This is a genomic window from Brevundimonas albigilva (genome assembly GCF_023573565.1).
GTDB lineage: Bacteria > Pseudomonadota > Alphaproteobacteria > Caulobacterales > Caulobacteraceae > Brevundimonas > Brevundimonas albigilva.
Map to the genome: position 1 here is coordinate 759,332 of NZ_CP097649.1, position 24,059 is coordinate 783,390.

General features: G+C 68.5%; 22 protein-coding genes. 15 read left to right on the forward strand and 7 right to left on the reverse strand.

Annotation, left to right across the window (positions count from 1 at the left end; translation table 11 throughout):
* Position 1: 1 nt before the first annotated feature.
* Positions 2 to 1,978 (reverse strand): flagellar hook-length control protein FliK, encoded by a 1,977-nt coding sequence (locus M8231_RS03795; protein ID WP_249751082.1) that lies wholly within the window; start codon positions 1,976 to 1,978, stop codon positions 2 to 4.
* A 390-nt stretch (positions 1,979 to 2,368) separates the two neighbouring features.
* On the opposite strand from M8231_RS03795, the gene flgK reads away from it, so the two are divergent.
* The 8 genes from flgK (at position 2,369) to M8231_RS03835 (ending at position 11,948) form a co-directional block, all read left to right on the forward strand.
* Positions 2,369 to 4,459, forward strand: a complete 2,091-nt coding sequence (flgK, locus tag M8231_RS03800) for a flagellar hook-associated protein FlgK (protein WP_249751081.1) — start codon at positions 2,369 to 2,371, stop codon at positions 4,457 to 4,459.
* A complete protein-coding gene (locus M8231_RS03805; RefSeq protein WP_249751080.1) occupies positions 4,456 to 5,424 on the forward strand; it encodes a flagellin family protein in 969 nt (322 codons plus the stop codon). The genes flgK and M8231_RS03805 overlap by 4 nt, the downstream gene beginning before the upstream one ends.
* A gap of 68 nt (positions 5,425 to 5,492) precedes the next feature.
* Positions 5,493 to 6,731: a putative DNA modification/repair radical SAM protein gene (locus tag M8231_RS03810; protein ID WP_250202279.1), complete on the forward strand. Its 1,239-nt coding sequence runs from the start codon at positions 5,493 to 5,495 to the stop codon at positions 6,729 to 6,731.
* Positions 6,732 to 8,183: a UdgX family uracil-DNA binding protein gene (locus M8231_RS03815; protein ID WP_250202280.1), complete on the forward strand. Its 1,452-nt coding sequence runs from the start codon at positions 6,732 to 6,734 to the stop codon at positions 8,181 to 8,183.
* Between the two features lie 229 nt (positions 8,184 to 8,412).
* Positions 8,413 to 9,528: an ABC transporter permease gene (locus M8231_RS03820; protein ID WP_249751078.1), complete on the forward strand. Its 1,116-nt coding sequence runs from the start codon at positions 8,413 to 8,415 to the stop codon at positions 9,526 to 9,528.
* Positions 9,525 to 10,325: an ABC transporter ATP-binding protein gene (locus M8231_RS03825; protein WP_249751077.1), complete on the forward strand. Its 801-nt coding sequence runs from the start codon at positions 9,525 to 9,527 to the stop codon at positions 10,323 to 10,325. The genes M8231_RS03820 and M8231_RS03825 overlap by 4 nt, the downstream gene beginning before the upstream one ends.
* 13 nt (positions 10,326 to 10,338) lie before the next feature.
* Positions 10,339 to 11,277, forward strand: a complete 939-nt coding sequence (locus M8231_RS03830) for an MlaD family protein (protein WP_250202281.1) — start codon at positions 10,339 to 10,341, stop codon at positions 11,275 to 11,277.
* Positions 11,274 to 11,948 (forward strand): ABC-type transport auxiliary lipoprotein family protein, encoded by a 675-nt coding sequence (locus M8231_RS03835; RefSeq protein WP_249751075.1) that lies wholly within the window; start codon positions 11,274 to 11,276, stop codon positions 11,946 to 11,948. The genes M8231_RS03830 and M8231_RS03835 overlap by 4 nt, the downstream gene beginning before the upstream one ends.
* Before the next feature lie 3 nt (positions 11,949 to 11,951).
* On the opposite strand, the gene M8231_RS03840 is transcribed toward M8231_RS03835, so the two are convergent.
* From M8231_RS03840 to M8231_RS03850, 3 genes are all read right to left on the reverse strand, one after another.
* Positions 11,952 to 12,602, reverse strand: a complete 651-nt coding sequence (locus tag M8231_RS03840; RefSeq protein ID WP_249751074.1) for a CoA transferase subunit B — start codon at positions 12,600 to 12,602, stop codon at positions 11,952 to 11,954.
* 2 nt (positions 12,603 to 12,604) lie between these two features.
* A complete protein-coding gene (locus M8231_RS03845; RefSeq protein ID WP_249751073.1) occupies positions 12,605 to 13,309 on the reverse strand; it encodes a CoA transferase subunit A in 705 nt (234 codons plus the stop codon).
* Between the two features lie 279 nt (positions 13,310 to 13,588).
* Positions 13,589 to 14,050, reverse strand: a complete 462-nt coding sequence (locus tag M8231_RS03850; RefSeq protein WP_201216905.1) for a peptidylprolyl isomerase — start codon at positions 14,048 to 14,050, stop codon at positions 13,589 to 13,591.
* 71 nt (positions 14,051 to 14,121) lie between these two features.
* Here M8231_RS03850 and M8231_RS03855 point away from each other — a divergent pair, with 71 nt between their 5' ends.
* Complete coding sequence (locus tag M8231_RS03855) at positions 14,122 to 14,847, forward strand: RlmE family RNA methyltransferase (protein WP_249751072.1); 726 nt, start codon at positions 14,122 to 14,124, stop codon at positions 14,845 to 14,847.
* Between the two features lies 1 nt (position 14,848).
* On the opposite strand, the gene M8231_RS03860 is transcribed toward M8231_RS03855, so the two are convergent.
* Positions 14,849 to 15,391 carry a DUF2061 domain-containing protein gene (locus M8231_RS03860; protein ID WP_249751071.1) on the reverse strand — a complete coding sequence of 181 codons (543 nt, stop codon included), beginning with the start codon at positions 15,389 to 15,391 and terminating at the stop codon, positions 14,849 to 14,851.
* 190 nt (positions 15,392 to 15,581) lie between these two features.
* Between M8231_RS03860 and guaB the strand changes: the two genes are divergently transcribed.
* The 6 genes from guaB to M8231_RS03890 all read left to right on the forward strand — a co-directional run bounded on the left by guaB (position 15,582) and on the right by M8231_RS03890 (position 22,881).
* Entirely contained in the window at positions 15,582 to 17,039 is a 1,458-nt protein-coding gene (guaB, locus tag M8231_RS03865; RefSeq protein ID WP_249751070.1) for an IMP dehydrogenase, read from the forward strand.
* 169 nt (positions 17,040 to 17,208) lie between these two features.
* The gene (locus tag M8231_RS03870) at positions 17,209 to 17,601 is read left to right on the forward strand and encodes an MAPEG family protein (protein WP_249751069.1); all 393 of its coding nucleotides are present in this window, start codon (positions 17,209 to 17,211) and stop codon (positions 17,599 to 17,601) included.
* Positions 17,602 to 17,610: 9 nt separating this feature from the next.
* The gene (locus M8231_RS03875; RefSeq protein WP_250202282.1) at positions 17,611 to 19,056 is read left to right on the forward strand and encodes an RsmB/NOP family class I SAM-dependent RNA methyltransferase; all 1,446 of its coding nucleotides are present in this window, start codon (positions 17,611 to 17,613) and stop codon (positions 19,054 to 19,056) included.
* Positions 19,053 to 19,748 (forward strand): 5'-methylthioadenosine/S-adenosylhomocysteine nucleosidase, encoded by a 696-nt coding sequence (locus M8231_RS03880; RefSeq protein ID WP_249751066.1) that lies wholly within the window; start codon positions 19,053 to 19,055, stop codon positions 19,746 to 19,748. The genes M8231_RS03875 and M8231_RS03880 overlap by 4 nt, the downstream gene beginning before the upstream one ends.
* Entirely contained in the window at positions 19,745 to 21,307 is a 1,563-nt protein-coding gene (guaA, locus tag M8231_RS03885) for a glutamine-hydrolyzing GMP synthase (RefSeq protein WP_250202283.1), read from the forward strand. Before M8231_RS03880 ends, guaA begins: the two co-directional genes overlap by 4 nt.
* Before the next feature lie 317 nt (positions 21,308 to 21,624).
* Positions 21,625 to 22,881: a tyrosine-type recombinase/integrase gene (locus tag M8231_RS03890; RefSeq protein ID WP_250202284.1), complete on the forward strand. Its 1,257-nt coding sequence runs from the start codon at positions 21,625 to 21,627 to the stop codon at positions 22,879 to 22,881.
* Here the strand turns inward: M8231_RS03890 and M8231_RS03895 are convergent.
* Both M8231_RS03895 and M8231_RS03900 read right to left on the reverse strand, forming a co-directional pair.
* Complete coding sequence (locus tag M8231_RS03895; protein ID WP_250202285.1) at positions 22,859 to 23,143, reverse strand: helix-turn-helix transcriptional regulator; 285 nt, start codon at positions 23,141 to 23,143, stop codon at positions 22,859 to 22,861. The genes M8231_RS03890 and M8231_RS03895 overlap by 23 nt on opposite strands.
* Before the next feature lie 156 nt (positions 23,144 to 23,299).
* Positions 23,300 to 24,058 carry an HNH endonuclease gene (locus M8231_RS03900; RefSeq protein ID WP_250202286.1) on the reverse strand — a complete coding sequence of 253 codons (759 nt, stop codon included), beginning with the start codon at positions 24,056 to 24,058 and terminating at the stop codon, positions 23,300 to 23,302.
* Position 24,059 lies beyond the last annotated feature (1 nt).

A 24,059-nucleotide genomic window follows, 5' to 3' on the forward strand; every position in this document is an offset into this window, starting at 1 on the left:
ATCAGACCCTCACATCGACGCGCTCGGGCGTCAGGGAATGGTTGGTCCAGGCGCCGGGGATCGGCGCGGCGGCGAGGTCGGCCTGGGCGGCCAGGCGAGAGCCGCCGGCGAACAGGGCGTTGCGCTGCTGCTGGCGGTCGAAGGCGCCCCCGCCCGAGGACGGATCACGCTGGGAGAAGTCGAGCGAGTCCTGCGACAGCTGGAAGCCGGCGTCCTGCAACTGGCGACGCAGCTCGTCGGCGCGGCCCCGCAGGTCGGCGGCGGCGGCGGGGTTGTCGAAGGCCAGACGCGCGGCCAGCTGGCCGTCGGCGTCGATTTCCACGGTCACGTCGACGCGGCCCAGGTCTTCCGGCGTCAGCACCATGTCGAAGCGGGTCGAACGACCCTCCAGCTTGCGCGCGATCTGGGCGGCCAGATGGGCGGTGGTCTCGATGGTGGCGCGAGACAGGGCCGACGCCAGCGGATCGCGCGCCTGGGCGACCGGGTTGTCGGCGCGGGCGGCGTCCGGCGTGGTCTCGGCCGGGACGGCGTCCACGGTCGGGTCGGCGGCCGCCGGGTCCGCCGGGACCGGCGGCGGGATCGCGCCCGAGGGAGCGTCGGCCAGCGCCGGCGCCTGAGACTTGACGTCCGGGCCGGCGGCGGCGGTCGACGGGGCCGCCTGAGCGGCGTCGCCGGGCTCCGACGTCGACGGCGCCGGCGCCTCATGGCGCAGCGGACGCAGCGGCTGGGGCTCGGGCCGTATCGAGGCGGCGAGCGGGGCGGCCGCGGCGCTCGGGCGGATCGGGGCGTCCTGCGACGGCGAGGCCGGTTCGGCGCCGGCGTCCGGCGTCGCTGCGTCGTCGGTTTCCGCCGTCGCGGCGGGCGAGGCCTCCAAAACGGCCGGGGCGGGCCCTTCCACAAGGGGACGGGCCAGGGCGGCCGGGCTGACGACCGGCTTCTGGATGACGGCGCTGATCTGGACCGCGCCGGCGTCGGCCGCCGCCGGGGCCTCGACGGAGCGCACGTCGGCGGCGGCCGTCTTCGGCGTCACGGCCGCCCCGGGGGCGGACCGTTCGGGCGTGGGCGCCGCGGGCGCGGCCGGCAGGGGATCGGCCGAGGCGACCGTCTTCGCGGGCTGCGGCCCTGTCGCCTCGCGGACGACAGGGACGGTCTCGGGCGTGGCGGCGGTCAGGGCCGCATCAATCCCGACGGCGGCGCTGTTGGACGGGGTCGGCGCGGCGGAAGCGGGCGCGGCGGGGGCCGTCGCCTCGGCCTTGGCCGGAACGGGACGTTCGACGGCGGCGGCCGGCTTTTCGGTCCTGGACGGGGGCGGGGCGTCCGATCCCTGAGCAGGGACGGCCGCGGCGCCCTCGGTCGGCGTCGCGGCCGCGTCCGTGGCGGCGTCCTGTTTCTGATCGACGGGGGCGGCGCGGGTCAGGGGCGCGGACACGTCCATGCGCGCCGCCTGCGGATCGGCGGCGTCCGACGCGGCGGCGGGCGCGAAGGGTGAAGCGGGCGGGGTCGCCGCCGCCTCGTCGCCCGTTCCGGCGGACGGTTCGACCGAAAGGGATGCGGGCGCGACGGGAGGGGCGACCTGACCCTGAGGGACCGGCGGGAGCGAGCCCGCGACATCCGGCGTCTCCGGCTCCGCGATCTCCGCCGTTTCATCGACGACCGTCGACAGGAGGTCGTCCGAGGCTTCGGCCTGGACGATCGCGCCTTCAGGCCGGGGCAGGGCGGCGGCGGCGGCCGAAACGTCCTGGCCCTCGGCCTCGCCCAGGCCGGCCAGATCCAGGCGACCGACCAGCCGGACCGATGAGACGCGCGAGGCGGTTTCGCCCTGCGTCCGGGCCGGGGCGTCCTTCACCACGCCCTCGCGCACGCCCGCCAGGGCGGCGGCGAAGGCCTCGGCCGAACCGAAGTCGGCGCCGCCCGGCGCAGGCGCGCCGGCGCCGGCGGCGGCCGGAACAGCAGCAATGAGGGCGGCGGCGGAAGGCATGGGGCGCGAGGCGGCTTTCAAGACGGCGGCGCCTGCTGCGCCCGGAAGGTTCGCCGCCTCCGTCGCAAGCGTCGGGCCACCGGTCGTCGCTCATCAATGGCGAATGAAATCAGTATGTTGTCGGCACCGGCCTCAGGAGCGGCCATCGGTTGCAGGATCATTCTTGCCGTGCGCCGCCGCAATTTTGCCGGGCTTGGCGCGGGGGCCGGATCGGCGCGCGGGTCGCCGTGGCCCAAGGCTTGCGGCGCGTCCGGCCATGAACCCGCGTCAAAAACGCTTATCTTTGCAAATCAAAGTCTTGCGGCGGCCGCTGCGCCGTGCGGCGAGGCAAGATTTGCGCGTGGCCGGGCAAGGCTTGCCGGGCGCGGGCCTGGGCGGGGAGGGCCGGCCGTGTCGCTGAACTCGATCATGAACATCGGCGTGTCGGGCCTGCAGACGGCCCAGACGCAGCTGCGCGTCGTCTCGGACAACATCTCCAACGTCAACACCCCCGGCTATGTCCGCAAGGTTGTCGACCAGACGGCCGCCGTCACCGCCGGGGGCGGGGCGGGCGTGGATGTGGCGCGCGTGCGCCTGTCGACCGACCGCTTCCTGCAGGCGGCGAGCATGAGCGCCAGCGCGGATTCCGCGCGCTACGCCGTGCGCAACGAACTCTACGACCAGATCCAGACGGCGTTCGGCGATCCCAGCGGGGACGGCGGCCTGTTCGGCGACATCGACAGCCTGTTCGCCGACTTCACCGCCCTGGCCGAGACGCCGACCTCCTCGCCCGCGCGGCAGGAGACCATCTACAAGACCCAGGCCCTGTTCAACGAGGCCAAGTCGGTGTCGCAGCGCATCCAGGCCTTGCGCCAGGAGGCCGACAGCCGGCTGGGCACGGTGGTGGACTCGGTCAATCCGCTGCTGGAGCAGATCGACAAGCTCAACAAGACCATCGCCACCGCGACCGTGACGGGGCAGGACGCGACTGGAGCCCAGAACGCCCAGCAGACCCTGATCAACCAGCTGGGCGAGTTGATGGACGTCAAGGTGGAGGCGCGCGCCAACGGCGGGGTGACCATCCGCACCAACACCGGCGCGACCCTGGTGGGCGAGGGGCACGCCACCCTGTCCTATGCGCCGGCGGGCACGGTGGGGGCCACGACCAGCTTCAACGACATCTGGCTGACCGAGCCCAGCGGCGCGCGCTCGCTGGCGCTGGAAGGCGTCGGCTCGGGCGAGATCAAGGGGCTGGTGGAACTGCGCGACCAGGACGCCCCGGCCGCCGCCGAACGTCTGGCCGAACTGACCGCGCGCATCGCCGACGAGCTGAACCGCGCCCACAACGCCAGCACCAGCGTGCCCGCGCCCTCGACCCTGACGGGACGCAACACCGGCCAGTCGCTGGAGACGGCGCTTGCGGGCTTCAGCGGGGTCGTGACCGTCGCCACCGTGGATGCGGCCGGCGTCATCACCGGCCAGGCGGCGATCGACTTCACCAACAATCCGCCGACCGACCTGGCGAGCCTGAACGCCCAGCTGGCCGGGGTGGCCACCGCCAGCTTCTCCAACGGCGTGCTGACGCTGAACGGCGACGGCGGCGCGGGCCTGTCGATCGCCGACGACGCGACCGATCCCAGCCTGAAGGGCGGCAAGGGCTTTTCCCACTGGTTCGGCCTGAACGACCTGGTGGTCAGCGACGCGCCGACCACCTACGACACCGGTCTGACCCTGTCGTCGCCGCACGGCTTCACGCCGGGCGAGAGCGTGACCTTCCGTTTCACCGGGGCGGACGGGGCGCGGGTTCGCGACATCAGCGTCGCGGTGCCGGCCGGCGCCGGCACGATGGGCGAACTGCTGAGCGCGCTGAACAATCCCGTCACCGGCGTGGGCCGCTACGGCGCCTTCAGCTTGGACGGGGCCGGGGCCCTGACCTTCAAGAGCTACGACAGCTCCGGCTCGACCCTGTCGGTGGTGCGCGACACCACCAGCCAGGTTCCCTCGGGCGTGACGATGTCCAATCTGTTCGGCCTCGGCGGCGGGGTGCGCGCGGCGCGCACGGAAGGCTTCTCGGTGCGCCAGGACATCCAGTCGAACCCGTCCAAGCTGGCCCTGGCGCAGCTGAACCTGTCGGCGGCGGCGGGGACCCCGGCGCTGAGCGCCGCGGACGGGCGCGGCGCCCTGGCGCTGTCGGACGTCGGCAAGCGCACGGTCAGCTTCTCGGCGGCCGGCGGCGCGGCGGGCGGGTCCAAGACCCTGTCGAACTACGCCGCCGACTTCTCCGGCGACATCGGCAGTCGCGCCGCCGCCGCCCAGAGCCGGGCCGACACCGCCTCGGCGGTGCTGGAGGAGGCCAACACCCGCCGCCAGTCCAAGGAAGGCGTCAACCTGGACGAGGAACTGGTCAACATGACCACCTTCCAGCAGGCCTATAACGCCTCGGCCCGTCTGATCCAGGCGGCCAGCGACATGTATGACACGCTGATCGGGATGCTGAGATGACCCGCGTCGCCACCTTCTCCAACTACCAGTCCGCGCTGCTGGACCTGATGGGCGCCCAGAGCCGCGCGCAGCAGGCGCAGGAGCGGATCGACAGCGGCCGCATCGCCACCGACATGGCCGGATACGGACGTCAGGCCGAATCCATCACCGCCCTGAAGTCGACTCAGGCGCGGCTGGAGGGCTTCGTCGAGGCGGGCAAGTCGGCGGCGGGGCGGCTGGACGCCCAGGACCTGGCGATGAGCCAGGTGTACGCCGGCGGAAACGGCGCGCGCGAGGCCATCGCCAACGTCCTGTCGGCCGGCAAGCTGGACAGTCTGATGACCGAGCTGGGGCTGCAGTTCCAGACCTTCCAGTCGGGGCTGAACGCGACCTATCAGGGCCAGTACCTGTTCGCCGGCGGCCAGACCGACACCGCCCCCGCCACCGCCAAGTCGATGGCCGACCTGACGGCCGCCGCCAGCGTGGACGACGTCTTCGCCAACGACGCCCTGAAGCACAAGTCGCGCATCGACGAGAACACGACGCTGGAGACCGGCTTCCTGGCCAATGAGCTGGGCGGGCCGCTGGCGACGGTGTTTCGCAACATCCAGGCCTATAACGAAGGCGCGCCCGTCACCATCGACGGCGTGACCTATACGCCCGCCGGCGCGGGGACGCTGAGCGGCAAGCCTTCCGACGACGTGCACGCCTTCCTGACCGAACAGCTGAAGCAGCTGGACGCGGCCAACAAGGAGGTGACCAACCAGACCGCCAAGAACGGCCTGATGCAGAACCACGTCGAGGAAACCCTGGACGCCCACGAGGGCCGCCAGACCTCGCTGGACAAGCTGATGATCGACAAGACCGGCTATGACGCGGCCCAGGCCATCACCGATCTGCAATTGGCCCAGGTGGCGATCGAGGCCTCGGCCCAGGTCGTCAACTCCCTGCGCGCCACGTCGCTGCTGGATCTGCTGCGGACCTAGAACCGGCTGAAAGAAAAAGACAATGGCCACGCTGGACGGAAGCGGTGCATGGAACATATCATGAACGAATGGCCCGTCTCGATCTTCGCCGAAAGCTGTCCGTCCTGGCCGACGCGGCCAAGTACGACGCCTCATGCGCATCGTCCGGCACGTCGAAGCGGGATTCGACCGGCGGACGCGGAATCGGCTCCACCGAAGGGATGGGCATCTGCCACGCCTATACCCCGGACGGGCGGTGCGTCAGCCTGCTGAAGATCCTGCTGACCAACTTCTGCATCTACGACTGCGCCTATTGCATCAACCGGGCGTCCTCGAACGTGGAGCGCGCGCGGTTCAGCGTGGCGGAGGTGGTGGACCTGACGCTGAACTTCTATCGGCGCAACTATATCGAGGGGCTGTTCCTGTCGTCGGGGGTGATCCGCGACAGCGACTATACGATGGAGCAGCTGGTCGAGGTCGCGCGCATCCTGCGCGAGGTCCACGATTTCCGGGGCTATATCCACCTGAAACTGATCCCCGAGGCCGATCCGCGGCTGGTCGATCTGGCGGGCCTGTACGCCGACCGGCTGTCGGCCAATATCGAGCTGCCGCGCGACGAGGCGCTGTCGCGGCTGGCGCCCCAGAAGGACGTCGGCGTCATCAAGAAGGCGATGGGGCAGGTGCGCCAGGCGGTGGAGGCCGCCAAGCCCGCGCGCCGCGATCGCGCCCGCCCGCCCCGGTTCGCGCCGGGCGGCCAGAGCACCCAGCTGATCGTGGGCGCGGATGGAGCGCCGGACACGGAAATCCTGTACCGCAGCGCCTCGCTGTACGGCGGATACGGCCTGCGCCGGGTCTATTATTCCGCCTTCAGCCCAATCCCGGACGCCAGTTCGGTGCTGCCCCTGTCGCGCCCGCCCCTGATGCGCGAGCACAGGCTGTATCAGGCCGACTGGCTGATGCGGTTCTACGGCTTCTCGGCGCCCGAGATCGGCGAGGCGGCGACCGGGGGAATGCTGGACCTGGCCGTCGATCCCAAGCTGGCGTGGGCGCTGAACCGGCGCGAGCAGTTCCCCGTCGACGTGAACCGGGCGTCGCGCGAGATGCTGCTGCGGGTGCCGGGTCTGGGGGTCAAGGCGGTCGACCGCATCGTGGCGGTGCGGCGCTATCGCACCCTGAGGCTGGAGGACGTGGGGCGGCTGACCCGCTCGGTGGCCAAGGTGCGGCCCTTCATCACCGCGCTGGACTGGACGCCCGGCGGGCTGACGGACGCGGTCGACCTTCGGGCGCGGGTGACGACGCGCGCGCCCGAACAGTTGAGCCTGTTCTGAATGGCGACGGCGGAACTGGCGTCCGAAACGGATTTCGACGGCTGGCGGAAGGCGGCGCGCCAGATGCGGCTGGCGGGGGTCGAGCCGGCCGCCGCGCGTTTCGTGGTGGCGGGCGGAACCGGCCAGGGCGGGCTGTTCGACGACACGCCGCCTGGTCGCCGCCATGACAGCAGGCTGGAAGCGGAGTTTTCGGTTCCCAAGGCTTTCGTCGATCTGGCGCAGGCGGTGATCCTGCATCGCTCGGCCGACCGGTTCGACCTGATGTACCGCCTTCTGTGGCGTCTCCGGGATGAGCCCGATCTCATCCGCGTCATTTCCGACCCCGATGTCGCCGACGCCGTGGAAAGAGCCAAGAACGTCAGCCGCGCGGCCCACAAGATGAAGGCTTTCGTCCGCTTTCGGCGGACCTGCGACGATCAGGGCGAGGCCTGGGCGGCCTGGTTCGAGCCGGCGCACCGGGTTCTGGAACGCACGGCGCCGTTTTTCCAGCGCCGCTTCACCACCATGCGCTGGTCGATCCTGACGCCGGACGGATCGGCCTTCTGGGACGGCGAGACCCTGCGCTTCGGCCCGCCCGCCAGCCGCGACATGGCCCCGGCGGAGGACGAGATCGAGGCGTTCTGGAAGACCTATTACGCCTCCACCTTCAATCCCGCGCGGCTGAAGGTGAAGACGATGCAGGGCGAAATGGCCAAGGGCTATTGGAAGAATCTGCCCGAGGCGGCGCTGATTCCGGAACTGGTGGCGTCGGCGCAGGTTCGAATGGAGGCCATGGTCGCCGCCCCCGCACCCGACCCGAACGCCCGCTTCGCCAAGGCGATGGCGCGCGACGTCCACCAGGACCGGCCGGACGCCGAGGCGACCCCCGATAGTCTGGCGGCGGTGGAGCGCGGGGTGCAGGCCTGCCGCCGCTGTCCGCTGTATCGCGACGCCACCCAGGGCGTCTGCGGCGAGGGGCCGAAATCGGCGCGGCTGATGATCGTGGGCGAGCAGCCGGGCGATCAGGAGGATCTGGCGGGCCGTCCGTTCGTCGGGCCCGCGGGCCAGGTGCTGGACAGGGCGCTGAAAGAGGCCGGCATCGACCGGTCCGACGTCTATGTCACCAACGCCGTCAAACACTTCAAGCATGAGCCGCGGGGCAAGCGGCGTCTGCACAAGACCCCCAACGCCGGGGAGGTGCAGGCCTGCCGCTGGTGGCTGGACGCCGAGCGTCGCCTGATCCGGCCCAAGGTGATCGTGGCCCTGGGCGCGACGGCGGGGTTGGCGGTTTTGGGCAGAAAGCCCGCGGTGATGCGCGAGCGCGGTCGTCCGCTGGACCTGGCGGACGGCGCAACGGGCGTGCTGACGGTCCACCCGTCCTATCTGCTGCGACTGCCGGACGCCGCCGCCCGGGATGCGGCGCGCGCCGGATTCATCGACGATCTGAGCGCCGTTCGCCGGCTTCTGGCCTGACAGGCGAACGAATCCGGCCTCACCGCGTTTGATCCGGGCTGCGAGCGTAGCGGTTAGGACAGAGACGCATGGGGGATCCACACTTCGCGCGAGATAAGGCGGCGTCGGCATATCAATGTCATCGCACGTTGACTTCGCCCGCCGGCTTGATCATTAGGCGGGCTGGGATCGCGGTTGCGTCGCGGGGTCGGGCGCCGACCGCGATGGCCGCTTGCCGACACGGGGACCAATGAGTCAGGCGGATTATGAAATCCAGGACGTGGCGGACGGCGCCACCCTGCGCCTGACGGGCGACTGGACCACGACGGCGCTGGGACGGCTGCCCCAGCGGCTGAAAAGCGACCTGGACGGTCGCCGGGTCGAGGATGTGGACACCGCCGATCTGGGACGGTTCGACACGGCCGGCGCCCTGGCGCTGGTTCAGGCCTCGGGCGGTCGCCTGCCGAAGTCGGCCTGGAAGGGGCGGCCGGAAGCGGGCCGCATCTACAAGATGATCGAGGCGCTGGAGCGCAAGAGCGCGCCCGCCCCCAAGCGCCAGGACATGCTGACCCGCTCCTTCGCCAAGATCGGGCGCGGCGTCTATGACTTCGGCGCCGAGGCCATGCTGTCGCTGGCCTTCCTGGGCCGACTGATGACCGCGGTGGTCGAGGCCGCACGGCATCCGGGCGACATCCGCTGGCCCGCCTGGGTCAGCCAGGCCGAGCGCGCGGGCCTGGACGCCATCCCCATCGTGATGATGACCAACTTCTTCATCGGGGCCGTGGTCGCCTTCATCGGCGTGGACCTGCTGACCGACTTCGGGGCCCAGGTGTTCGCGGTCCAGCTGATCGGCGTGGCCATGTTCCGCGAGTTCGCGGTGGTGATCGCCTCGGTGCTTCTGGCCGGTCGGTCGTCGTCGTCCTTCGCGGCCGAGATCGGCTCGATGCGCATGAACCAAGAGGTGGACGCCATGCAGGTCATGGGCGTCAATCCGTTCCAGGCGCTGGTGGTGCCGCGGCTGGCGGCCCTGGTGGTCATGCTGCCGCTGCTGACCTTCCTGGGGATGCTGGGCGGCCTGTTCGGCGGCCTGATCGTCTGCTGGACCAGCCTGAACCTGGGGCCCGCCTTCTTCTTCCAGCGGCTGGTCGAGGACGGGACCATGGCCCAGCACATGATGGTCGGCCTGGTGAAGGCGCCGGTGTTCGCCCTGGTCATCGCCGCGATCGGCTGCCGCCAGGGCATGTCGGTGGCCGGCGACGTGGAAAGCCTGGGCCGGCGGGTGACGGCGGCGGTGGTGCAGGCGATCTTCGCCATCATCCTGCTGGACGCCATCTTCGCCCTGATCTTCCTGGAGCTGGACATATGACTGACGCCGCCGCGCCGGCGCCGGACAAGGCCCCGGAAAAGATGATCGAGGTGCGCGGACTGCTGAGCCAGTTCGGCGACCGCACCATCCACGAGAACCTGGATCTCGACCTGGATCGGGGCGAGGTGCTGGGCGTCGTCGGCGGCTCCGGCACCGGCAAGACCGTGCTGCTGAACACCATCATCGGCTTGAAGCAGCCCGAGGGCGGCACGATCCGTCTGTTAGGCCACGACCGGGCCGACCTCAGCAGCGCGGACGCGGCGGACATCGAGCGCCGCACCGGCGTGCTGTTCCAGCAGGGCGCGCTGTTCTCGTCGCTGAGCGTGCTGGAAAACGTCGCCTCGCCCCTGGTCGAGCACACCAAACTGCCCAAGTCGACGATCTACGAGCTAGCCGAGCTGAAGATCGCCATGGTCGGGCTGCAGCCGGAATCGCACTATCTGAAACCGGCGGAACTTTCGGGCGGCATGAGAAAGCGCGTCGGCCTGGCGCGGGCGCTGGCGCTGGACCCCGAACTGCTGTTTCTGGACGAGCCGACCGCCGGCCTGGACCCCATCGGCGCGGCCGCGTTCGACGACCTGATCCGCCATCTGTCGGACGACCTGGACCTGTCGGTCTTCATGATCACCCACGACCTCGATAGCCTTTACGCCATCTGCGACAAGGTCGCGGTGCTGGCGGACAAGCGGGTCGTGGAAAAGGCCACGGTGCAGGAACTGGAGCGTTCCGAGCATCCGTGGATCAAGGAATACTTCCTGGGGCCGCGCGGTCGCGCCGCCACCAAGACGGCCGCCTGAGGAGAGCGGGACAATGGAGAGAGACGCACACTACGCCGCCGTCGGCATCGCCACCGTCGCCCTGCTGGCGGCCCTGGCGGTCTTCACCATCTGGCTGGCGCGCCTGCAGTTCGCCAACGACTACGACCTGTACGACATCGTCTTCTACGGGCCGGTCAACGGTCTGTCGGAAGGCGGCGAGGTGCACTTCAACGGCATCCGCGTCGGCGAGGTCACGGACCTGAACATCGACCAGAAGCGCGGCGACCAGGTGGTGGCGCGCGTGCGCATCGACGGCGAGACGCCGGTCAAGGTCACCTCTCGCGCCCAGCTGGAGCCGCAGGGCATCACCGGCCTGAAGTATATCCAGATCACGGCGGGGGCGGCCGACAGCGCCCTGCTGAAGGACCAGTATCCAGACAATGTCGTGCCCGTGATCCAGAGCCAGCCTTCGCCCATCGCCGAGCTGCTGAGCGGGTCGGGCGCTGTGCTGGCCCAGACCGTGGACGCCCTGAACCGCATCAACCGCGTCATGTCCGACGACAACATCCGCAGCTTCTCCACCAGCGTGAAGAACGTCGAGTCCCTGACGACCGAGCTGGAGGCCCGCAAGGCCATCTTCCAGCAGCTGGAAGAGGCGGTGACCCACGCCAACGCCGCGATCCAGGAGTATCAGGGCCTCGCCGCCGACGCCCGCCAGGTGGTCAACACCGACGGCCGCCAGGCCATCGCCAACATCAACCAGGCGACCGCAGAGGCCCGCCAGGCCATCGCTTCGGCCAACCGGTCCGTGACCGGGCTGGAGCAGCCGCTGGATCAGTTCGCCACGTCCAGCCTGCCGCAGCTGAGCCGGACCATCGAGGAGCTGCAGGACGCGACGCGGTCGCTGCAGTCGCTGATCGACGACGTGCGGTCCAGCCCGCGCGACTTCATCGGTCGTCCGCAATCCAAGGAACTGGAGGTTCAACCGTGATCGGTTCGGCTTTGAAGATCGGCGCCGCGGGTGCGGCCGCCCTGGCGCTGAGCGGCTGCTCGCTGCTGTCGACGCCCGATCCGGTGCAGCTGTACCGGTTCGGCGCCGTCATGGATGCGCCGTCGCAGGCGGGCGAACGGCCCGCGCCGCTGCTGGTGTCGATCCGCCGCATCGAGTTCCCCGAGGCGTCCAAGGACGACCGCATCCTGGGCGTGACGGGGACCCAGACGGCCTATATCGGCGGCGCCCGCTGGGTGTCGCCGGCCGAGACCCTGTTCGACGACAGCCTCATGGCCGCCTTCGCCGCGCGGCCGGACCAGGTGCGGGTGCTGGACCGTCGCGAGCCGGGCACCACGCCGCTGGTGCTGCGGGTCGTGATCTCCAGCTTCGAGGCGCGCTACCTGAACGGGCCGGAGGCGGCGCCCACCATCGTCGTCACCGCCCGGGCCCAGCTGCGGAACACGCCGGAACGCGAGCGCGGCGACGGCCCGATCCGTCCCGAGGACGGCCGCACGGTGGAGCGGGTCTTCACCGTGTCCCAGCCGGCGGCCGAGAACCGCGTTTCGGCCATCGTTGAGGCCTTCGACATCGCCACGCGCGACATCAACACCCAGGTCGTCGACTGGACGATCCAGTCGGCCCCCGCGCCGCTGTCGGCCGCGCCCAGCTAGGGCTCAGCCGACGCCCGGCGCCACGGTGTAGGCGGCCTCGGTCTTGGCGGCGACCTCGTCCAGGGTGACGCCGTCGGCCAGTTCGACCAGCTCCAGGCCCGATCCGTCGGGCTTGACGTCGAACACGGCCAGGTCGGTGATGATGCGGTCGACCACGCCCGCGCCGGTCAGCGGCAGGGTGCATTCCTTCAGGACCTTGGACTGGCCGTGCTTGTTGGCGTGGTCCATGACCACGACCACGCGCCGGACGCCGGCGACCAGGTCCATGGCCCCGCCCATGCCCTTCACCAGCTTGCCCGGGATCATCCAGTTGGCGATGTCGCCGTTCTGGGCCACCTCCATGGCGCCCAGGATGGACAGGTTGATGTGGCCGCCGCGGATCATGGCGAAGCTGTCGGCGCTGCTGAAATAGCTGCTTTCCGGGATCTCGGTGATCGTCTGCTTGCCGGCGTTGATCAGGTCGGGATCCTCCTCGCCCTCATAGGGGAAGGGGCCCATGCCGAGCATGCCGTTCTCGCTCTGCAGCGTGACCTCCATGCCCTGGGGGATGTAGTTGGCCACCAGGGTCGGAATGCCGATGCCCAGGTTCACGTAGAAGCCGTCCTGCAGTTCCTTGGCGGCGCGTTCGGCGAGCTGTTCACGGGTGCGGGGCATGGTTACGCGGCGCTCCTTTGGCGGACGGTGCGCTGTTCGATGCGCTTTTCGGAGACGGTCTGGATCAGGCGGTCGACATAGATGCCCGGGGTGTGGATGTGGTCGGGGTCGAGCGAGCCGGTGGGGACGATCTCCTCGACCTCCACGACCGTGACCTTGCCGGCCGTGGCCATCATCGGGTTGAAGTTGCGGGCGGTCTTGCGGAAGACTAGGTTGCCGCGCTCGTCGGCCTTCCAGGCCTTGACGATCGACAGGTCGGCGACCAGGCCGGTCTCCATGACGTAGTCGCGGCCGTCGAACGCGCGGACCTCCTTGCCCTCGGCGACCAGGGTGCCGACGCCGGTGGCGGTGAAGAAGGCGGGGATGCCCGCGCCGCCCGCGCGGATGCGCTCGGCCAGGGTGCCCTGCGGGTTGAACTCCAGTTCCAGCTCACCGGCCAGGTACTGGCGCTCGAACTCCTTGTTCTCGCCGACGTAGGACGAGATCATCTTGGCGATCTGGCGCGTCTCCAGCAGCTGGCCCAGGCCGAAGCCGTCGACGCCGGCGTTGTTGGAGATGACGGTCAGGCCCTTGACCCCGCTGTCGCGCAGGCCGGCGATCAGGTTCTCGGGGATGCCGCACAGGCCGAAGCCGCCGGACATGACGGTCATGCCGTCGAAGGTCAGGCCCTCCAGCGCGGACGTGACGTCGGCGTAGATCTTGCGCATCGCTCTCCCTCTTTTCATCGCCTGATGAATATCGGCGTCCTGGGCCACGCCTACCCCGGCTGCGGGGTGGGGGCAAGTCGGCCGGCCCATCCCAAAGCGTGATTGGGGCGGACCGGGAGGTCCGCGCTCCCTTCGGCGAGAAAAAACACCGTCTGAATAGTGCGAATAGTGTGAAATCGCCTGATCGTCGTTACCCGAAAACACCGTCTGAATAGTGTGAATGGTGTGAAATCGTCCCGGACGAAAAAGGCCCGGACGGTCGGTCCGGGCCTTGAGGGATCAGTTCACCGTCGCCTTGACGATCTTGCCCGGATTGCGGGGCGGCTCGCCCTTGGGCAGGGCGTCGACGTGTTCCATGCCGGATTCGACCTGGCCCCAGACGGTGTACTGGCGGTCCAGGAAGGTGGCGTCGTCGAAGCAGATGAAGAACTGCGAGTTGGCGCTGTTGGGGTCCGAGGTGCGCGCCATCGAGCAGACGCCGCGCACGTGCGGCTCGGCCGAGAACTCGGCCTTCAGGTTCGGCTTCTTGGAGCCCGAGGTCCCGGTGCCGGTCGGATCGCCGCCCTGGGCCATGAAGCCGGGGATGACGCGGTGGAAGACGACGCCGTCGTAGAAGCCTTCGGAGGCCAGCTCGGTGATGCGTTCGACGTGGCCGGGGGCCAGGTCGGGGCGCAGCTTGATGACCACGTCGCGCGCTTCGCCGTCGCCGGTGTCCAGGGTGAAGGTCAGGGTGTCGGCCATTTCGGTCGTCCTCTTGATGTTGTTGTGGCGCGGTCATAGCCCGCAACGCCGGTCGGGGCTATGTGGGAACGATGAGCGACGACGAAAAGCCCCAGGACCCCAAGGCGGGCGAGCGCAGACGCATGGTGCGCCCGCCCACGGGCGGCACGGCCGCCGGGCGCGGCATGGGCCAGAAGATGAAGACGGCGGACACCAAGTCGATGTCCAGCCAGCAGTGGATCAAGCGGCAGCTGTCGGACAAGTGGTCCGAGAAGGCGCGCGCCGAGGGCTGGCGCAGCCGCGCGGCCTTCAAGCTGATCGAGATCGACGACAAGTTCCGGCTGATCCGGCGGGGATCGCGCGTCATCGACCTGGGCGCGGCGCCGGGCGGCTGGGTCCAGGTGGCGCTGGACCGCGGCGCGGCGGCCGTGGCGGGGGTGGACCTGCTGATGATCGAGCCGATCCCCGGGGCGACCCTGCTGCAGGCCGACTTCACCCATCCGGGCGTGGATCAACAGTTGATCGAGGCGATCGGCGGGCCGCCGGACCTGGTGCTGTCGGATATGGCGCACAATACGGTGGGCCACCGGCAGACGGACCACCTGAAGATCATCGCCCTGATCGAGATCGCCGCCGACTTCGCCATCCGCACCCTGCGGCCCGGCGGGAACTTCGTATCCAAGAACTTCCAGGGCGGGGACGCCGGCGGGGTCCTGACGCGGCTGCGCGAGGAGTTCGAGACGGTGAAATACGTCAAGCCGGCCTCCAGCCGGAAGGACAGCGCCGAGGTGTTCCTGGTGGCGCTGAACAAGAAGTAGGTCAGGCCGCGGCCGGGCGCGTCCTGGCGCGGCGGGCTTCGATCCGCGACCAGATGCGGTCGTGCAGGGTGAAGAAGACCGTCTGGACCAGGGGCTCGATCACGCCGATGGCCAGGGCGGTGCGCAGGCTGCCGGTCAGGGCGAAGGCCACGGCCACGGCCACGGCGAAGTGCATCAGCCCGTAGGTGACGGTCTTCAGCGCGATCTGCCGGAAGGAACGGGGCAGGGCGTGGGAATGGCCGTGGTGGTCGTGGACGCGGGCCTGTTCCTGGGGCGACATGATGTCGAGACGGGCGGTGAAGGCCTCGGCCGCCTCCTCGATGCCGGAGGCCATGCGGCGCCGTTCGATCCGGTGCCAGACGCGGTCGTGGATCGAATAGGCGATGGTCTGGAACACGGGTTCCACGACCCCGACCGCCAGGGCGACGCGCCAGTCGCGGGTGATGGCGAAGGCCACCAGTATGGCCACGACCAGGTGCATGACGCCGTAGCTGGCGATCTTCAACGCCAGCTTGCGCGCGGTGCTCAGGATCAGGCCGACCATGATGGGAAAATGGCGTCGCGCGCCCAAGGTTGCAAAGCAATAAATTCTATCCGGATCATAGGCGCGGGCGGCGGTTCCGGTCGCATCCTGTCGCCAAGCGTGATCGGTCGAATGCCGCGATGCAGCATCGCGCCCCTTGCCGGGACGCCCCGCATCCCGTTATACGCGGCCCGCAAAACGGAGACTCCCCATGGAGATACGCGAAGGCCTAACCTTCGACGATGTTTTGCTGGAACCCGGCGCGTCCGAGTTCATGCCGGCGATGGTCGATGTCTCGACCCAGCTGACCCGCGACATCAAGCTGAACATCCCGCTGCTGTCGTCCGCCATGGACACGGTGACCGAAAGCCGGCTGGCCATCGCCATGGCCCAGGCGGGCGGCCTGGGCGTGCTGCACCGGAACATGACCATCGAGGAGCAGGCCGACGAGGTCCGCGCCGTCAAGCGCTACGAGAGCGGCATGGTCGTGAACCCCGTCACGGTGGGGCCTGAGACCACCCTGGGCGAGGTGCGCGAGATCGTGGCGCGCAAGAAGATCACCGGCTTTCCGGTGGTGGACCCGAAGTCGGGCAAGCTGGTCGGGATGCTGACCCACCGCGACATGCGCTTCGAAAGCGATCCGTCGGTGACGGCGGCCGCGCTGATGACGACGGGCGACCTGATCACCGTGCGCGAGGGCGCCGGCCGCGAGGAGGCGCGCGAGCTGCTGCGCACCCGCAAGATCGAACGGGTCATCGTGGTCGACGAGGACTACCGGGCCGTCGGCCTGATCACCATGAAGGACATCGAGAAGGCCCAGGCCTTCCCCAACGCCGCCAAGGACGAGCAGGGCCGCCTGCTGGTCGGCGCGGCCTCGACCGTCGGCGACGCGGGCTATGAGCGCGCCATGGCGCTGGCCGAGGCCGGGGTCGACGTGGTGGTGATCGACACCGCGCACGGCCACTCGTCGTCGGTCGCGGCGGTGGTGGAGCGGATCAAGCGCGAGTCGAACCGCATCCAGATCATCGCCGGCAATGTGGCCACCTATGACGCCACCCGCGCCCTGATCGACGCGGGCGCCGACGCGGTGAAGGTCGGCATCGGCCCGGGCAGCATCTGCACCACCCGCATCGTCGCCGGCGTGGGCGTGCCGCAGCTGACCGCCGTGATGGACGCGGCGCGGGCGGCCCGGGACTCCGGCGCGCCGGTCATCGCCGACGGCGGCATCAAATATTCGGGCGACCTGGCCAAGGCCATCGCGGCCGGGGCGAACGTGGCCATGATGGGCTCGATGTTCGCCGGCACCGACGAAAGCCCGGGCGAGGTCTTCCTGTACCAGGGCCGGTCCTACAAGTCGTACCGGGGCATGGGCTCGGTCGGGGCGATGGCGCGCGGCTCGGCCGACCGCTACTTCCAGAAGGAAGTCTCGTCCGAGAAGCTGGTGCCCGAGGGGATCGAGGGCCAGACGCCCTACAAGGGGCCGATCAGCCCGGTGCTGCACCAGCTGGTCGGGGGGCTGCGCGCCTCGATGGGCTATGTCGGGGCGGGGACGATCGCCGACTTCCAGGAGCGCGCGCGCTTCGTGCGGATCACCGGCGCGGGCCTGCGCGAGAGCCATGTCCACGATGTGATGATCACCCGCGAGGCGCCGAATTATCGGCAAGGGTAGTTTTCGTCATCCTCGCCCCTCGGGTCGTGCCTGCACGGCCCGCCCGAGGGCAGGCTCTTGTGGCGAGGATCCAGACTCCCGGTGTTCGACAGCTGGTCTCCAGCGTCTGGCGTCGATGTTTCTGGATCCTAGGCGCAAGGCCTAGGATGACGGGTTGGAGAAAGAGGCCATGACCACCGAGCTGACCTATCTGGCCGTGACGCTGATCCTGGCGCTGGTGCAGGTCTTCCTGCCGGCCGGGGCGCGGACGGTCGAGTTCGGCTCCAAGTGGAACGCGGGCCCGCGCGACCAGACGCCGGCGGCGAAGACGCCGCTGACCGGCCGTCTGGAGCGGGCCCAGGCCAACCTGTATGAAACCCTGCCGCTGTTCATCGGCGCGGTGCTGATCGCCCATGTGGCGGGCCGGAACGGCGCCCTGACCGCGTGGGGGACGGCGCTCTATTTCTGGGCGCGCGTCGTCTATGTGCCGCTGTACGCCTTCGGCGTGCCCTATGTCCGGTCGCTGGCGTGGACGGTCTCCTTCGCGGGACTGGTCATGATCCTGGCGGCCCTGTTCGTCTGAAAGCCTGCCTTGACCCCTGCCGCCCGTCTCGCCGCCGCCGCCTCCGTCCTGGACTCCATCGCCCAGGGCCGCCAACCGGCGGAAGCCGTCCTGAAGGCGTGGGGGTCCGCCAACCGCTACGCCGGGTCCAAGGACCGCCGCGCCATCGCCGACCGGGTCTATAAGGTGCTGCGCGCGCGCGGGCGGCTGTCGTGGATCATGGGCGGGCGCGAGGACGGCCGGGCGCTGGTGATCGGTTCGCTGCACGCGCTCGACGGCCTGCCGCTGGAGGAGATCGAGGCGCTGCATTCGGGCGACGGCTACGGCCCGCGGCCGCTGTCCAAGCAGGAACGCGCGCGGATCACGGCGGGGCAGGGGGAACTGCCCGGTTGGGTCGCGGCGGGCCTGCCCGAGTTCGTGGTCGAGGACTTCAAGGCGACGTTCGGCGAGCGCTGGGCGGAAGAGGCGCACGCCCTGATGGCGCCGCGCGCGCCGATCGACCTGCGCGTCAACGGCGCGGTCGCCACGGTGGAGGAAGTCGAGGCCGAACTGCGCGAGGCGGGGCTGGAGCCCGCGCGGACGCCGTGGTCGCAATGGGGCCTGCGCCTGCCGTCGGAGCCGCCGCCCAACATCCAGGCGCTGGAGGGCTTCAAGGCCGGCCGGTTCGAGATCCAGGACGAGGGCAGCCAGGTCGTCTGCTGGCTGGCGGGGGCGGCGCCGGGCATGACGGTGGTGGATTACTGCGCCGGCGGCGGCGGCAAGACGCTGGGCCTGGCGCAGGCGATGGCGGTCCCGGATAACGGCTCCGCCGTTTCCGGGATGACAAAGGGCAGGCTGGTCGCCTCGGACGTGGTCAACAAGCGACTGGAGAACATCCGGCCCCGGCTTGAGCGCGCGGGCGTGGAGGCCGAACTGGTGCTGATCGGCCAGAACGGCGGCGGGCTGGAGGATCTGAACGGCCAGGCCGATCTGGTCTTTGTCGATGCGCCGTGCTCGGGCTCCGGCACCTGGCGGCGCCGGCCGGAGGACGCCTGGCGGCTGACGGCGGAAGAGGTCGACAGGCTGCACGGCCTGCAGGTCCGCATCCTGGGTCAGGCGGCCAGGCTGGTGAAGCCGGGCGGGCGTCTGGTCTATGTCACCTGTTCGATGCTGAGCCGCGAGAACGAGGCCAGCGCCGACGCCTTCGAGGCGGCGCACCCGGAGTTCGCGCCCGTGCCGATCCTCCCCCGCAGCGCGGGGGAGGGGGACCACGCGCAGCGGGGTGGAGGGGGCGGAACCGGACTCGGTGTAGATGCGTCCGACGCTGGTGCGGCGTCCGCCCCCTCCACCGCTTCGCGGTCCCCCTCCCCCGTGAACGGGGGAGGATTTTTGAGAGACGGACTCGGGGAATTCACCAAGGGCCACCGCATTCGCCTGTCGCCGGCGTCGGCCGATACCGACGGCTTCTTCGCCGCCGTCTATGAGCGCACGGCATGAGGCTTGAGCGGCACGGCTCCGTCTCCGTCCTGCCGGTCATGGCCGCGCCGGCCGAATACGGCGACCATCTGCGCGCCCGCATCGATCCGCTGATGACAGGGATCGGCCCGGTCGAGGGCGCGGTCGTCCTGACCGCCGCACTGGCGCGGCTGGAGGCGGCGGGCGACCTGCCGGACCTGATCGTGTCCCTGGGCTCCTGCGGTTCCCGGGTGCTGGAGCATGCGGCGGTCTATCAGGCGTCGTCGGTCAGCTATCGCGACATGGACGCCAGCCCGCTGGGCTTTGCGAAAGGGGTGACGCCGCTGCTGGACCAGCCCGCCGTGCTGCCGCTGCCGTGCCCCATTCCCGGCGTGCCGACCGCGACCCTGTCGACCGGAGCGAACGTCGTGTCCGGCGCCGCCTATGACGCCATCGACGCCGAGATGGTGGACATGGAGACCTGGGCCCTGGTGCGCGCGGCCCAGACCTTCGGCCTGCCCCTGATCGCCCTGCGCGGCGTGTCGGACGGCCGGGCCGAGCTGAAGGCGCTGGAGGACTGGACCGCCACCCTGCATCACGTGGACCAGAACCTGGCCGCCGCGCTGGACCGCCTGGCCGCCGTGCTGGAGGCCGAGGGGCTCGCCGCGCTTGAAATCCCGGCCCCGCAAGGCCAAGACCCCGCCCAATCGCTCGCCCCGGATTCGACCTCATGACCCAGCCGACCCAACACCAGAAGGTGCTCATCGTCGATTTCGGCAGCCAGGTGACCCAGCTGATCGCGCGGCGCCTGCGCGAGGCCAGCGTCTATTGCGAGATCCATCCGTTCCAGAAGGCCGAGGAGGCCCTGGCCGCCATGAGGCCGGCGGCCGTCATCCTGTCCGGCGGGCCCGAGAGCGTGCACGAGGAAGGCAGCCCGCGCGCGCCCCAGGCCGTGTTCGAGGCCGGCGTTCCGGTGCTGGGCATCTGCTACGGCGAGATGACCATGTGCGAACAGCTGGGCGGCAAGGTCGAGGGCGGCCACACCCGCGAGTTCGGCCGCGCCGAGATCACCGTCGAGAAGGCTTCGCCCCTGCTGGCCGGCCTGGCGCCCGTCGGCCAGGAGGAGACGGTCTGGATGAGCCACGGCGACAAGATCGTGGCCATTCCCGAGGGCTTCGACGTCGTCGCCTCGTCGTCCGGCTCGCCCTATGCGGTGATCGCCGACGAGAAGAGGCGCTTCTACGGCGTTCAATTCCATCCGGAAGTCATGCACACGCCGCGCGGCCACCAGATGCTGAAGAACTTCACCCACGGCATCGCCGGGCTGAAGGGCGACTGGACCATGGCCGCCTATCGCGACGAGAAGATCGCCCAGATCCGCGCGCAGGTCGGCGACGCCAAGGTGATCTGCGGCCTGTCGGGCGGGGTCGACAGTTCCGTCGCGGCCGTGCTGATCCATGAGGCCATCGGCGACCAGCTGACCTGCGTGTTCGTGGACACCGGCCTGCTGCGCAAGGACGAGGCGAAACAGGTCACCACCCTGTTCCGCGAGCACTACAACATCCCCCTGATCCACGTCGACGCCTCGAAGGAATTCCTGGGCGAACTGGCCGGGATTTCCGACCCCGAAACCAAGCGCAAGACCATCGGCCGCCTGTTCATCGAGGTGTTCGACCGCGAGTCCGCCAAGATCGAGGGCGCCGAATTCCTGGCCCAGGGCACCCTCTATCCCGACGTGATCGAGAGCGTGTCCGCCTCCAGCGGCAAGGCGCACGTCATCAAGAGCCACCACAACGTCGGCGGCCTGCCCGACTACATGAAGCTGAAGCTGGTCGAACCGCTGCGCGAACTGTTCAAGGACGAGGTCCGCGCCCTGGGCCGCGAACTGGGCCTGACCGACGCCTTCGTGGGGCGCCATCCCTTCCCCGGACCGGGCCTGGCCATCCGCATCCCTGGCGAGATCACGCCGGACGCCGTCGAGACGCTGCAGCAGGCCGACGCCATCTATCTGGACGAGATCCGCAAGGCGGGCCTGTACGACCAGATCTGGCAGGCGTTCGCGGTCCTGCTGCCGGTCAAGACGGTGGGCGTCATGGGCGACGCCCGAACCTACGAAAAGGTCCTGGCCCTGCGCGCCGTCTCCTCCACCGACGGCATGACCGCCGACTTCTACCCCTTCCCCTGGGACGTCCTGGCCAAGACCGCCACGCGCATCATCAACGAAGTCCGCGGCGTCAACCGCGTCGTCTATGACGTGACGTCGAAGCCGCCCGGAACGATCGAGTGGGAATGATTCACACCCATCCGAGGGTATCCAGCGCTACGCCACGATACGACATAACTTACTGAAAAAGAAGGATAATCGTTTCGCGCTGTTTCGGCGTCTATCGTCGGGTAAGCGTTACGGGTGACGGACTTTTCGGCGGTCCCCACAAACTTGCTCAATTGATCTTTTGAAAGTACCGTCAAGGGTATGAGAGCCGCTGACGGACTTTTTTTGACCATAACACATTGGGAATTCAGATAAAAATTTCCAAATTATGGGTCAAAAACGGCTGACGTACTTGTGGGTGGCTTTCTCCGCTTTCGATCCTGTTTTGGAGGGGAAGAATGCTCACGGACGCCGCCATTAAGGCATTGAGACCACGAGATAAAATGTACAAGGTGACGGACCGCGACGGGATGTACCTGTTGGTCTCGCCGACCGGTGCGTTGACCTTCCGCTTCGACTACCGTTTGAACGGGCGCCGGGAAACGGTGATCATTGGCAGGTATGGCCCAACGGGCGTTTCGCTTGCGCGCGCCCGCGAGAAGCTGATCGAGGCCAAGCTGATGATCCAGGATGGCGTCTCGCCTGCGTTCGAAAAGCGACGCGAAAAGCGCCGGATTAAGGAAGCCAAGAGTTTCGGCGAATTTGGCGAGCGTTGGCTGCAAGACGCGCGAATGGCCGAGAGCACCCGCGCCATGCGTCGCACCATCTTCGAGCGCGATATTCTGCCGACCTTCCGGCACCGGCTTCTGCACGAGATTCTGCCTGAGGATCTGCGCGCGATGTGCGAGAAGGTGAAGGCGCGAGGCGCACCGGCCACGGCGGTCCATGTCCGGGACATCGTGAAGCTGATCTTTGCCTTTGCGATCTTGCACGGCGAGAAGGTTTCCAACCCAGCCGACGAGGTTGGCCCATCCTCGATCGCAACCTTCGTGCCGAAGGATCGATCGCTATCCCCCTCGGAAATACGCATCATGCTCACCCAGCTTGAGCATGTAGCGACTTTGCCCACGATACGCCTCGGAATGAAACTGTTCCTGCTGTCGATGGTGAGGAAGAGCGAATTGCAGGATGCCGTATGGGACGAGGTCGATTTCGAGAACGCGGTCTGGTCGATCCCGAAGGAGCGGATGAAACGCTCGAAGGCGCATAACGTCTATCTGTCGCAGCAGATGCTCGATATTTTCATCGCCCTGAAGACCTGCGCGGGAAACTCGAAATACGTTCTGCCGTCGCGGTACGACGCCGACGCCCCGATGTCGCGGGCGACGTTCAACCGGATCACCGTGGCCGTGGTGGAGCGCGCCAAGAAGGAAGGGTTGCCGCTGGAGTCGTTTACGATCCATGATCTCCGGCGAACCGGCTCAACCTTGCTGAATGAGGTGGGCTTCAACAGCGACTGGATCGAGAAGTGTCTGGCGCATGAGGATGGACGGTCCTCGCGGGGCATCTATAACAAGGCCGAATACGAACATCAGCGTCGGCACATGATGCAGGAATGGTCCAATCTGGTGGATGCCTGGGTCGCTGGTCAGAAATACACGCCGACCCTTTATCCGCCGAGGATGGACCTGCTTACGCCCGATTTTGATGCCTGACAGGCCGCGTCTTGCGGAGTTGAACGTCTGGAATGGGCGCACGCTTCACGGCCTTGGCTCGTGAAGCCCGGCGCCGGTCATCGAGCCAGGCTTCGACCTCTCCAAGATCCCAAACCACGCAGCGGGAGGTGAGGTAGAAGCGCTGAGGAAATTCGCCGCGCTGTTCCATGTCATAGATCGTGGTGTCGGCGAGAGGTACGATTTCTCGAAGTTCATGCCGTCGGATCGTGCGTTTCGCGATTGCTCGGTCTGGCTGCGCCATCTGAAAATCCTTCATCCGTTCTGCCTGGATGAATGAAGGCGATAGATGGCGCTGATAAAAGCTCGAACTGATGAGCGTAGAACTACGGCGTAATCTGGCGTGCAAATCGGACAAGAGACAAGCGCGGTTGGTTGGCACGTCATGGCCGATGTCCTGTCAAATTTGAGAACGCCACCGCTCGCGATGATGCGCGAGTCGACGGCGATGGTCCTCGGTCAGTGGAATGGGGGCGTTCCAACGGAGTTCAGTGCGCGCCTGCTCGCTAAGTGAGGGAGAAAAATCAGGATTACCCTCATCGTTGAAGGTGATAAGTGCCCGATCGAAGGCGGCATCCCAGAGTGCCGACAATAACAGGCCATTATGCACGTCCAGCCGTTCGGCATTGCTTTCGCAGTCGGCCCAGGGGACGATGTGCGAAGCACGTAATAGGGCCGGATCGGAAATCCCCGTGAGGGGACAACGCCCTTGCCAGTAATCTAGTAGCCGGCTTCGAAAGATATCCTGGCCGATCCGCTGCACGACCAGGCGCTCCACCTCGGTGGTGGTCGGCAGATCTGCCACGCGCCGCTCGAATTCCCGCAAGGGCGCGTCTGGGAGACTGATCGCCAAGGAGTAGACACGATTCAGCGCCGTGTAGAGTTCGTTCAGCGTGGCGAAGGCGTAACGGCTCGTGCCGGGACCGGGCGCTGTGGTGGCTGGCCAACCCAATTCAGCAACAACGCCGGTATGGTCGGTGGCAAGAAACCATGGCCCGTGGCTGCCTTCGGCAGCCAGATAGATAGCGCCGTGGGCGGTCGTGGACGCGAAAGCTCGCCACCCTGCCTCTTCGCCCAGAACACGGCGGAAGCCGTTTTGCGAGGCGGCTTTCTCGCATTCTTCCCGGACGATGAAGGATTGGGGAGCCTCAAGAGCCATG